This window comes from Gillisia hiemivivida (assembly GCF_007997295.1).
Classification (GTDB): Bacteria; Bacteroidota; Bacteroidia; order Flavobacteriales; family Flavobacteriaceae; genus Gillisia; species Gillisia hiemivivida.
Genome location: NZ_VORY01000037.1, coordinates 1 through 11,693 on the forward strand (window position 1 = coordinate 1; position 11,693 = coordinate 11,693).

At 36.0% G+C, this 11,693-nt stretch carries 10 protein-coding genes and 2 tRNA genes; 5 read left to right on the top strand and 7 right to left on the bottom strand.

Annotated features, from left to right (window positions below; translation table 11 throughout):
- Nucleotides 1-460: 460 nt before the first annotated feature.
- From ES724_RS16160 to folE, 5 genes are all read right to left on the bottom strand, one after another.
- The gene (locus ES724_RS16160) at nucleotides 461-946 is read right to left on the bottom strand and encodes a DUF192 domain-containing protein (RefSeq protein WP_146934952.1); all 486 of its coding nucleotides are present in this window, start codon (nucleotides 944-946) and stop codon (nucleotides 461-463) included.
- A complete protein-coding gene (gene lgt, locus ES724_RS16165) occupies nucleotides 943-1,764 on the bottom strand; it encodes a prolipoprotein diacylglyceryl transferase (protein WP_146934954.1) in 822 nt (273 codons plus the stop codon). Before lgt ends, ES724_RS16160 begins: the two co-directional genes overlap by 4 nt.
- A gap of 80 nt (nucleotides 1,765-1,844) precedes the next feature.
- Complete coding sequence (gene yidD / locus ES724_RS16170; protein WP_034886453.1) at nucleotides 1,845-2,069, bottom strand: membrane protein insertion efficiency factor YidD; 225 nt, start codon at nucleotides 2,067-2,069, stop codon at nucleotides 1,845-1,847.
- Nucleotides 2,070-2,080: 11 nt separating this feature from the next.
- On the bottom strand, nucleotides 2,081-3,568 hold the full coding sequence (gene cysS / locus ES724_RS16175) for a cysteine--tRNA ligase (RefSeq protein WP_146934956.1): 1,488 nt from the start codon (nucleotides 3,566-3,568) through the stop codon (nucleotides 2,081-2,083).
- A gap of 38 nt (nucleotides 3,569-3,606) precedes the next feature.
- Nucleotides 3,607-4,284: a GTP cyclohydrolase I FolE gene (gene folE, locus ES724_RS16180; RefSeq protein WP_211362779.1), complete on the bottom strand. Its 678-nt coding sequence runs from the start codon at nucleotides 4,282-4,284 to the stop codon at nucleotides 3,607-3,609.
- A gap of 146 nt (nucleotides 4,285-4,430) precedes the next feature.
- Between folE and ES724_RS16185 the strand changes: the two genes are divergently transcribed.
- Nucleotides 4,431-6,287 (top strand): T9SS type B sorting domain-containing protein, encoded by a 1,857-nt coding sequence (locus ES724_RS16185; protein WP_146934959.1) that lies wholly within the window; start codon nucleotides 4,431-4,433, stop codon nucleotides 6,285-6,287.
- A 128-nt stretch (nucleotides 6,288-6,415) separates the two neighbouring features.
- Here ES724_RS16185 and ES724_RS16190 read toward each other — a convergent pair whose 3' ends face one another.
- Nucleotides 6,416-7,927: an OmpP1/FadL family transporter gene (locus tag ES724_RS16190; RefSeq protein ID WP_146934961.1), complete on the bottom strand. Its 1,512-nt coding sequence runs from the start codon at nucleotides 7,925-7,927 to the stop codon at nucleotides 6,416-6,418.
- Nucleotides 7,928-7,956: 29 nt separating this feature from the next.
- Nucleotides 7,957-9,057 (bottom strand): hypothetical protein, encoded by a 1,101-nt coding sequence (locus tag ES724_RS16195; protein WP_146934964.1) that lies wholly within the window; start codon nucleotides 9,055-9,057, stop codon nucleotides 7,957-7,959.
- A 120-nt stretch (nucleotides 9,058-9,177) separates the two neighbouring features.
- Here ES724_RS16195 and proS point away from each other — a divergent pair, with 120 nt between their 5' ends.
- The 4 genes from proS to rpsT all read left to right on the top strand — a co-directional run bounded on the left by proS (nucleotide 9,178) and on the right by rpsT (nucleotide 11,403).
- Nucleotides 9,178-10,656, top strand: coding sequence for a proline--tRNA ligase (proS, locus tag ES724_RS16200; protein ID WP_146934966.1), 1,479 nt, complete (start codon nucleotides 9,178-9,180; stop codon nucleotides 10,654-10,656).
- A 248-nt stretch (nucleotides 10,657-10,904) separates the two neighbouring features.
- Nucleotides 10,905-10,976 (top strand) — tRNA-Glu (locus ES724_RS16205).
- Nucleotides 10,977-11,055: 79 nt separating this feature from the next.
- Nucleotides 11,056-11,127, top strand: a tRNA-Glu gene (locus ES724_RS16210).
- A 27-nt stretch (nucleotides 11,128-11,154) separates the two neighbouring features.
- The gene (rpsT, locus tag ES724_RS16215; RefSeq protein ID WP_146934969.1) at nucleotides 11,155-11,403 is read left to right on the top strand and encodes a 30S ribosomal protein S20; all 249 of its coding nucleotides are present in this window, start codon (nucleotides 11,155-11,157) and stop codon (nucleotides 11,401-11,403) included.
- Nucleotides 11,404-11,693 lie beyond the last annotated feature (290 nt).

Here is an 11,693-nt window from a genome sequence, read left to right on the forward strand (position 1 = left end):
TCAACAAAAAAGGACACTAGATGCAAATGCAGAAAGTATCCTTTTACAGACTAGCTTATAGCCGTCTTGAGTAACAAAAATAATAAAATAAAAGAGAAAACCTTTTGTTAGTTAACACAGAATCTATCGGAATGGTTTCAGGGTCTCTTATTTTGGGCAACTTAGTAAATACGTCAATGGTGGACCTGTGATAAAAAAATCATCTAGCGGAGTTTTTGACGTATGAAAGATGCTGAAACGAGTCCAGCATGACGGCAGTTAAAATAGTATCGTCACCCTGTTCCGATAGCTATCGGAATAGTTTCAGGGTCTTCTTAAAATAAGATATAAGGATAGTAGAAATAACTAAAGCAGACTACTTTAGTTGTAATCTTAGATTGACTATTCGCAGAGAAATTTGCTGTGAATTGGTTTTAGAGAACCATAGAATATTCCGCTTCTTAGAGGATGCCTTTAGAGACTAGTTTCTATTTATTAGCATTTTATCACCTTCAGCAAGTTTCCATTCTTCCGCTTTTCCTGCATTTACTTCCAGAATGAATTGTGCTGGCACTTTAGATGGTAGCGATGTTTCATCCAGTGGTTTTGCATTCTCTTGAAAACTAACTATACTGCTATCTTTTCCGAAGAAAATAAGGTCTAATGGGATATATGTGTTTTTCATATAGAAGCTATGCATAGATTCTTCAGAATACACGAAAAGCATGCCTTGGTTTGGCTCCATGGTTTTTCTGTACATTAAACCCGTTTGCTTTTCATAAGCGCTTTCAGCTAACTCTATATCCAGTTTCTGAAGTGTGTCTTCACCTTTTAGAAGAAAAAGCTCTCCTTCTTTGGTGAATTGAATTTCATCTGTCTCTATAGAAGTGTTCTTGGCTTCCTCTGCACAAGAAAACATAATTCCCAGGATAATTCCAGCACTAAGAAATCTCTTTAGTTTTTTCATGCTGCCACTCTTTTGGAAGGTCTAAGCATAAAATATAAACCAGCTATTATAAATGGGATACTAAGCCATTGTCCCGTGTTTATAAGCCATATTGCACGCTCTTCTACTTGAGGTTCCTTTAGGAATTCTACAAAGAATCTAACGGTCCAAAGTAAAACTAAGAATAAGCCAAACAAGAATCCGATCTTCTGTTTTTTATCTGTTTTCCAATAGACGAACCAAAGAAGTAAAAAGATTAATAAATAACAAAAAGATTCATATAATTGAGCTGGATGTCTCGGGAAACTTTCGCCTAGATTTTGGAAGATCACTCCGAAGTCACTATTTGTTGGTTTTCCAATGATCTCAGAATTCATAAAATTACCAATTCTAATAAAAATAGCACCACTGGCTACTGGAATTACCACTCTGTCTAAGATCCATAAAATAGGTTTGTCCAAAACATTCTTTCTATAAAGATACATGGCAACAATAATCCCTATAGCCGCACCATGACTGGCTAGACCGCGAAAACCTGTAAATTCAAATTCTGGTTCAAAACGAACGGGAAGGAAGATCTCTAATAAATTGTGCTGGAAATATTCCCAATCATAAAAGAGTACATGTCCTAATCTTGCTCCTATTAAAGTTGCTAATACAGTATATATAAAAAGCGGATCTAATTTCTCTATAGAAACTCCTTCTTTAGCATAAATGCTTTTCATAATATACCAGCCTAATCCAAAGGCTATAAGAAACATTAAACTGTAGTAGTGGAGGGTGAAAAAGCCTAAGTCAAATCCTTCAGAAGGACTCCAGGTTATAGCATTAAAAAGCATCTAGTAATTTTTAAATTTGTTAGGTAAAGATACATATTTGGATGGTTTGGCAATAGTCCACTAATTAAATAGCCAATTGACTAAGGAACTGGATCATGGCCAGAACCTCCCCAAGGGTTGCAACTCACAATTCTCTTAAGGCTCATCCAGCCACCTTTAAAGAATCCATATTTCTTAAGCGCAACCAAAGTGTATTGAGAGCAGGTTGGAGTATATCTACACGTAGCAGGAGTTAAAGGTGAGATTGCTCCCTGATAGAATTTTACCAGTAAAATGAATGGATATGCCAGCCATTTTTTTAGCATAAGGCTATTTCTTAATTTTCTAAAGTGAAAACAGTTCCTTCTTTACCGTCTTTTAGTTGAATACCCAATGCCAGTAATTGATCTCTAATTTGATCGCTAGTAGCAAAATCTTTATTGTTTCGAGCTTCAGCTCTTAATTTAATAAGCAATTCTACCGTTCCAGAAAGTTTTTCAGAAATATCCTGATTAGTCACTGCGGAGTCTAATAATCCAAGAACATCAAAAATAAAATCATGCATGCTTGTGTGTAAAAGCTCTTTATCTTCAGCAGTAATTTGCTCATTACCTTCTTTTACTCCTACAATGAATTTCACAGCTTCAAATAAGGTTGCAATCAGAATGGGGCTATTAAAGTCGTCATTCATGGCATCATAGCAGCGTTGTTTCCATTCAGAAACGGAAAAGGATGAAGTTGAAGAAACAGGTAATTGCGAACTATATCTATAAGCATCCATTAGTCTGTTAAATCCCTTTTCACTCGCTAATAATGCGGTGTTAGAAAAATCGAGAATACTTCTGTAATTAGCCTGAAGCATAAAAAAACGTGCAACAGACGGCTCGAAACCTTTACTTAAATTATCATTTTCTCCAGAGAAAATTTCGTTTGGAAGAATATTATTACCAGTGCTTTTTGCCATTTTTTGCCCATTAAGGGTTAGCATATTCGCATGCAACCAGTAATTTACAGGGTTTTTACCGGTAGAGGCTTCCCCTTGTGCGATCTCACATTCGTGATGTGGGAATTTTAGATCCATTCCGCCACCATGTATATCAAACTGTTCGCCTAGGTATTTAGTACTCATCACGGTGCATTCCAAATGCCAGCCAGGGAATCCATCACTCCAAGGAGATGGCCAACGCATAATATGTTGGGGTTCTGCCTTTTTCCATAATGCAAAATCCTGAGGATTTTTTTTGTCACTTTGTGCTGCAAGCTCACGAGTATTTGCAATCATATCTTCAATAGACCGACCGCTAAGCTTTCCATAATCGTGATCCTTATTGAATTTTAAAACATCAAAGTAAACAGAACCATTGACTTCATAAGCAAAGCCTTTTTCAATGATAGTTTTAATCGTTTCAATTTGCTCCACAATATGTCCAGTAGCAGTAGGCTCTATACTAGGTGGCAGATTATTGAATTTTTGTAAGGTGTTATGAAAATCTACGGTATATCGTTGAACCACTTCCATAGGTTCAATTTGCTCTAATCTGGCTTTTTTTGCAATTCTATCTTCACCACTATCTGCATCATTTTCCAAATGCCCGGCATCTGTAATATTTCGAACATAGCGAATCTTATACCCTAAATGTTTGAAATATCTAAAAATAAGATCGAAAGAAATAAAAGTTCGGCAGTTTCCTAGATGAACATTGCTATAAACTGTGGGTCCACAAACATACATGCCTATGTGACCTTCATTTATTGGTTTAAAAATCTCCTTTTCTCCTGTGATCGAGTTGTAAAGTTTTAAGCTTTGTTCTTTATAAAGAGCCATAAATTAGTGCTTGCTTAGAGTTTGAGTAATGAATGTATTTAAAAGGAAGTGTCTAGTTTAATATAATCTAGAAATTCCCTTTTTACGGAATTTTCTTTAAAAGCACCGCCAAATTCACTTGTTACTGTGCTGCTTTCTATATCGCGAATCCCTCTACTATTAACGCAAAGGTGCTTAGCATCTATTATACAGGCAACATCTTGAGTTCCTAGTGCATTTTGTAATTCCTGTACTATTTGCATAGTCATTCGCTCTTGGACTTGAGGTCTTTTAGCGAAGTAGTCTACAATTCTATTCATTTTGGAAAGACCTATCACACTACCCTTGGAAATATATGCAACATGCGCCCTCCCGACAATAGGTAATAAATGGTGTTCACAAGTAGAGTAGATAGTAATATTTTTTTCTACAAGCATCTCACCGTACTTGTATTTATTTTCGAATGTTGAAGCCTTAGGTTTTCTTTTAGGATCTAAGCCGCCAAAAATTTCATTTACAAACATTTTGGCAACCCTTTGTGGGGTTCCTTTTATACTGTCATCTGTAAGATCCATCCCTAAAGTTTGCAAGATACTTTTCACATCTTTATTGATTAGGACAATTTTCTCTTCATTGCTCAAATCAAATGCGTCTTCTCTTAGTGGATTATTTGCACTCGTAGAAACGTGAGCATCGCCCATTTCATCTATTTTATTTTCCATATGGTCTATCTTCATAGCACTTTATTCAATACTGGTGGTAATCTATATATTAGGCTTGCAAAGATACATTTTTTATGACTCTTTAAAGCAAAGATTCTAAAAAGCCAAGTGAGGTAATTGCTGTAAAATGTGTAATTTGCAATTCTTTGGTAATCTGATATATGAAGTCCCTAGTACATCTTATACTGTTTGTCGTCATCTCTCTGGCGGGAGTATGCCAGATTTATGCTCAAGGAGATCGATGTTCTAGTATCCAGCCCTTTTGTGCTGGGACTACCCAGTTTGTTTTTCCCAATTCTAATGCTTTTAGTGGAGATTTAGCTGTAGCTGAAGGTGGTCCTGATTACAGATGCTTAGAATTTCAACCTTATCCAGCTTGGTTCTTTTTGAAGATTAAAGACTCTGGAGATCTAAATTTTAGAATTAGCCAAACTGTAAACTCTGATGGCTCAGGTGATGCTTTAGATGTAGACTTTATTGCATGGGGACCATTTAATGAGGGAGATGAACTCTGTAGTGCGAGTGCCTTGTCTCCTTCTAGAATCGTCGGATGTAGTTATTCACCATCGGCAACAGAAAACTTTTTAATTAATAATGCATCGACTGGTCAAATTTATGTGGTTTTAATAACTAATTATTCCGAAAAGCCAGGTTTTATAACCCTCGAGCAGACTAATTTGAATCAATCTAATTCTGGTGCCACAGATTGCTCCATAGTTAATATTCTTGGCGATGATCTTGCGCTATGTGATAGCGCTCCTGTAAAGCTAACAGCTAGAAATGTAGATGCTACTCGATATGAGTTTTATGTGTTCGATGATAATAATAATGATTTTTCATTGTTATCAGATCAGGCTAGTCCTAATTTCACGGTTACATCAACCGGTAGATACAAGGTTATTGCAATAAATGATAATACCGGTTTAGGTTTTGACGATGAAATTTTAATTGAATATTTTGAAAAACCTACTGCAATCGAGCCAAATGATCTTTTGGGATGTAGTAATGAGCCCTCGGCAATATTTGATCTTTCTCAAGTTTATGCTGAAATAACCCAAGATCCTCAAAACGGGAATTCATTATTCGATTTAAATTTTTATAGCAGTCAAACTAATTTTACTAATAGTATAGCAATAGAGAATCCTGATTCTTTTGAAGCAGTAAATCAGCAGGAAATCATAGCTATTATAACCAATCAAAAATCCGGCTGTGTTTCTGATCCGGTCTCTTTCAATTTGAGAATAGCTTCAATCCCAGTTGTAGAAATAGAAGCGGAAACAGTATTCTGTGTGGATGCGGAAGGGAATTTAGTAAATTCTCAAACTATTGGAAAAGATCTTGGCCCAGATTTTATCTACAATTGGAACATCAATAATGATCCTGACGGGGATGGTGTACAAAACCCTACTCTCAGCTTTGAGGAGAAACCTTCTAATCCAGATATTTCTCTTGAAATAATTAATAAATTGACTGGATGTTCTAATAATTTTAATACTAAGATCACTTATTATTCAGCTCCTAAAAATGTGACATTTACAATTTCTGGAAATGATTTTGAAGATGGATATGTGGTTTCCGTCATGGCGGATGCTGTTGCAGGAACAGTTCCCATATATGAATACCAATTGGACGATGGAGCATGGCAAGATCAAGCTAATTTTACGAATGTAAAACCAGGATTGCATAAAGTTTCTGCTAGAGATATTTATGGCTGTGGGATGGCTACTTCAGCCGCATTTAGACTTATTGGCTATGCTAGATTTTTCACTCCAAATGGAGATGGATTCAACGATACTTGGAATGTTATAAATGATCCTCAGATTTCTATCTCTAAAGTATTGATCTACGATAGATACGGCAAACTCATAAAGCAATTAGACCCGCGCGGAAGAGGTTGGGATGGTACCTATAATGGGGAGGTCATGCCTGCAGATGATTATTGGTTTGTTGTAGACTTAAAAGACCAGAACACTGGGACAGTGTCAGAATTTACTGGGCATTTTACATTAAAATTGTAATTCTTCTCTCAAGCAACAATTTGATAAACACCAAAGTTTCCTCTGATCATTATAAGTATATAAAAATAAAACCTCGAATCCTTTTAAAGGATGCGAGGTTTTATTTGCTAATGTTTTATTCTTTTCTTTTAGATTCCAAAGCTTAAGGATAATACTACGCTTGAAAAATCTCTCTGAATATTTGCAGTATTTATAAGTCCAACTTGGTATAGTTGAGGATTATCAGTTCTAGATGAATGATCATAGGATAAATCTGCTTTTATAGATCCAAAATCATATCCAAATCCTGCTGAGTAACCATTTAAATCTCCTAAGGTGATTTCGTTCTCGTAAGGACTTTCTTCAAATCTGTAACCTCCTCTTAAGCTCCAATTTTCTATTCTATATTCTCCTCCTATTTTATAGGTAGAAGCAGCTTTTAGATTATCTGAGATCAAATTATTTTGAAATTCAAATTCCGGATCATTAGAGGGTCTTAATTCAGTATTTGAAAAATCTTTATAAGAATAATCAAAACTGATCAATCCATGATCGCCAAAAAGTACAGCTAAACTACCTGTAAGTTTTCCTGGCGTTTTTAGGCGGTAATCTGGATACACATTAACAACATTAGGATTTACAGTTACTCTATCACTAAATTCATCACTAAAAGTTTCTAAACGTTGAGTGGTTTGTTCCTGTATTAAAAACCAAGTAGGAGTATCATAAGTTAGTCCAAGTCTTATATTCTCAGTTACATTAGCGATAGTTCCAAGTTGAAGAGAAAAGCCATTTCCGGTAGTACTTAAATTATTAGAAAAAATGATCTCGTTAGTTTCACTTCCGTTATTGGAATTTTCTTCAACTAAACGGGTAGCTCTATCATAATTTAAAAAATGCGCATTCAAATTAATTCCAAGATGAAGAAAATCCTGATATTTTGTAGCGAAGTTAAATGCAAACTTCCCGTTTAAACCAGTTCCGATATAGGAATATTGCTGATCAAAATTACCAGATGCAATATTAGAAGTGTAAGAAGTATTATTTGGGTCACTGTCATCAGGATTTATAATAAAACCTTGAAAACCTAAAAATGCTTGTTGAGCTCCAAAACCTTCATTTTCTCCTAAGAATAAATAGAGATCTGTAACACTTTCGTTATCTATAGTTTCCAAAAGACCCAAAGGCACTCCGTTCGCATAATCCAGAAAGTAATTATCTATAGAATTTGAACTTGATCCCTGCGCCACGAAGCTATCGTCAAAGGAATTATTTTGAGAATAGTTGACTCCCAAAACAAACTTTTTCCAGGGAGTGTTTTCATTGGTGCTATTAAAAACTAAAACGGCTCCGGCTTGATCGAAATACACATCAGAATCATTATTAGATGTAACGCCATTAAAGTAACGCGTGTCATTTTGCCTGTTGTTATAGCTTAAAGTAACTGTTGCTGCGCTGCTTAAAAATATGGCTGAACCTGCAGGGTTAATTGATATTGCAGATAAATCTCCACCAAGTGCTCCAAATGCACCGCTCATTGCTCTGTATCTAGCAGTACCTGATAACTGATCTGATGAATATCTTACAGCATCTGTGATATCTTGCGCTTGAGAAAAAGTCATAGCCAAGAAGGCTATGACTAGGGTATATAGCTTTTTCATAAAATTTTAAATTGCGTTTGAATCCTATTTTAGTTTCCCCTTCCTCTGGAAGAACTTCCTCCTGAAGATCTGGTTCCAGAACTTCTGCTAGTACTACCGGAACTTCTTACCGTCCCAGAGCTTCTGGTTGAGGATGAACTTCTAACTGTACCGGAACTTCTGGTTGGAGAAGAGGATCTTCTAACTGTACCTGAATTTCTTGTATTATTTGAAGACCTGGAATACGCATCGCTGCCTCGGTTTGATCTATTTATCGTGCCAGACCGATTTGTGCTGTAAGGGCTATTTGTATTGGATCTTGTTTGGTAATCTCTGGAATAGGTTCTTCTTGAAATTCCATAATCATCGTTTGAATTTCTCAAATTCCGAATACTTCTGGAATAACTGGAACTTCTTCCCCTGTCACCTAAAGAGGTTGCATTTCTTAAATTCTCTACTCTATTATTTCTGAAGTTTGAAACAGAGTTTCTCCTTCCAGTGTTGTAGGCAACATTATTCCTGTAATTATTATATCTGTTTCCATAGAAGTTATAAGGGTTGTGATATCCAAATCCACCATAAATAAATGGGTGTACACCAAAACCGAATCCAAATGCATTCCCATATCCAAAACCAAATCCGGTTCCATATCTACCCCAGGGAGATCCCCAGAATCCCATTGCATAATGTCCGGGCCAGAATCCGGCACCGTAATAAGCAGGCCCCCAATAGTCCCAGAAGGGATTATAGGAACCAAAAAATCTATCATTATAAATATTTATAGAATAGCTGTCTGGATCATTACCCCAAGGGGCATTTCCACCTTGGTAATTAGAATTTTCGTTGTCGTAATCGTAATTTCCTGTTGAAGAATAAGAATCTACATCAGTAAAAACAGCATTTTCAGCTAAAACCTCTCCGTAAAGAGCAGCTTCTTCTTCAAACATTCTCTTATAATAATCGCCATTTTCTTCTCTGGTTCCATATTCTACTTCAGTAGGAACTACTACTTGTACTTGCTCTGTGTCTCCATAAATTCCATCATTCGAAGTACCTGCATATTGGTATGAACCACAAGATGTCAACAAAAAAGTAGACATAGCGGCCATGAAGAAATATATGGATTTTGGTATATAATTATAAAGTTTCATTAGCTGTAGTTTTAATTGTTGAACATTACAAATTTAGTTAGTTTTGCGCTAACTAGTTGCAACTTGTGTAAAATAGCTACAACGCTAATAAAAGTGCAACATTTATGCCAAATAACAGGAATGGGTAAGAAATTAACTGCTAGGAAAGAAGATTATTCGAAATGGTATAACGAATTGGTAGTCAGTGCCGATTTAGCCGAAAACTCCGCTGTGAGAGGTTGCATGGTTATTAAACCTTATGGTTATGCTATTTGGGAAAAAATGCAAGCTGAATTAGATAGAATGTTCAAGGAAACAGGTCATCAGAATGCCTATTTTCCATTATTTGTACCAAAAAGCCTTTTTGAAGCTGAAGAAAAAAATGCTGAAGGTTTTGCTAAGGAATGTGCTGTAGTTACTCATTATAGGTTAAAAACAGACCCGGAAAACAGTTCAAAATTAATTGTAGATCCGGATGCGAAGTTGGAAGAAGAGCTTATTGTAAGACCTACTTCTGAGGCTATTATATGGAATACTTATAAGGGTTGGATTCAATCTTACAGAGATCTCCCAATACTTATAAATCAATGGGCTAATGTTGTGCGATGGGAAATGCGGACTAGGTTATTCCTTAGAACTTCCGAATTTTTATGGCAAGAAGGCCATACTGCGCATGCTACAAAGCAAGAGGCAATTGCAGAAGCCGAGCAAATGAATGATGTATATGCGAAATTTGCAGAGAATTTTATGGCCATGCCTGTTATTCAAGGAACAAAAACAGCTAACGAGCGTTTTGCTGGTGCCTTAGAAACTTACTGTATAGAAGCTTTGATGCAAGATGGAAAAGCTTTGCAGGCAGGAACATCTCACTTCTTAGGGCAAAATTTTGCTAAAGCCTTCGACGTGAAATTTGCTTCTAAGGAAGGTGAATTGGAGCATGTATGGGCTACTTCTTGGGGGGTTTCAACTAGATTAATGGGAGCTTTGATCATGACGCATAGCGATGATCAAGGGCTTGTGCTTCCTCCAAAATTAGCGCCAATACAAGTTGTGATAGTTCCAATATATAAAGGAGAAGAGCAATTGGCTCAAATTTCTGAGGTTGCAGAACAATTGGCGTCAGATCTTAGAAAAGCCGGAGTTGTTGTGAAATATGACAATAGCGACCATTATAAGCCGGGATGGAAGTTTGCGCAATATGAATTGCAAGGAGTGCCAGTAAGGATTGCTATAGGGCCTAAAGACCTTGAGAAGGGGAGTGTAGAGCTTGCGAGAAGAGATACGTTAACTAAAGAGTTTGTCTCTCAAGAAAATGTAGTGGAGAAAGTGAAAGGTCTAATGATCGAAATTCAGGAAAACCTTCATAAACGAGCTAGAGATTATAGAGATTCTCATATTACAGAAGTAGATACTTTTGAAGAGTTTAAAGAAGTTTTGAAAACCAAAGGAGGATTTATTTCGGCTCATTGGGATGGAACTTCACATACAGAATTGAAGATCAAAGATAAGACCAAGGCTACAATTAGATGTATCCCTATGAATCAAAAACAAGAAGAAGGGAAGTGTGTTTTTACTGGAAATCCTTCAACTCAGCGTGTGTTATTTGCTAAAGCGTACTAAGGCAATCTAATTTGTTGCTTTATTAAAAGTTTTTATTCCTTATTCTAGAATAAAATGGCATGTCTAGAAATAGGTGAAATTTGATATGGAAAGGCTAAATCACTAGGAATTAGAGGGGTTGTTGAAATTTTGAAAGTTTGAATTTGTCAAGGAAAAAGAAAGGGCAGATTATTTTCAGAAAAATATAGATCAACATTTGCGTCATTAAAAAATAGTTGTATTTTTGCATCCGCATTAAAGCAAAAACTGGTCCGTTCGTCTAGGGGTTAGGACGCATGGTTTTCATCCATGTAACAGGGGTTCGATTCCCCTACGGACTACAAAGCAATTATAGAATTGCAAGGCTTGTAGAAATATAAGTTGATCTGTTGGAAAGCAGGTGTTTTTAGAAACAATAATGGTCCGTTCGTCTAGGGGTTAGGACGCATGGTTTTCATCCATGTAACAGGGGTTCGATTCCCCTACGGACTACTTTAAAAATAATTAAATACATTAGTAATGGCAAATCATAAGTCAGCGTTAAAAAGAATTCGTAGCAATGAGACTAAACGTCTTAGAAATCGCTACCAACATAAAACTACAAGAAACGCTATCAAAAAATTGAAGGATGCAGGCAAAAAGGATGCTGAAACATTATATCCTTCTGTAGCTTCAATGATCGACAAGTTAGCGAAGAACAACATCATACACGATAATAAAGCTTCTAACTTAAAGTCTAAGTTAGCTAAGCACGTCGCTGCACTATAATATATAGTTAGTGTTTAATATTTTTAGAAACTGTTGAAAATGAAAGTTTTCAGCAGTTTTTTTGTTTTCTAAATTTTTGAAAATATTCCTTGAGAAGAGCTGAAACATGTTTTCAAGGATCAAATTAAATTAATAAGGAGCTCGAAAATTATGCATATAATTTGGATCAAGTCCAAAAGTTGTGGGATTTTGAGATTATGCAAAAATTGTTGTAAGTCTATAGAGGAAGAAATCTATGTTTCTAACCCCTCTAAACTGCGCCCTAAAAGCTTTAATTTTTGCGTTGAATG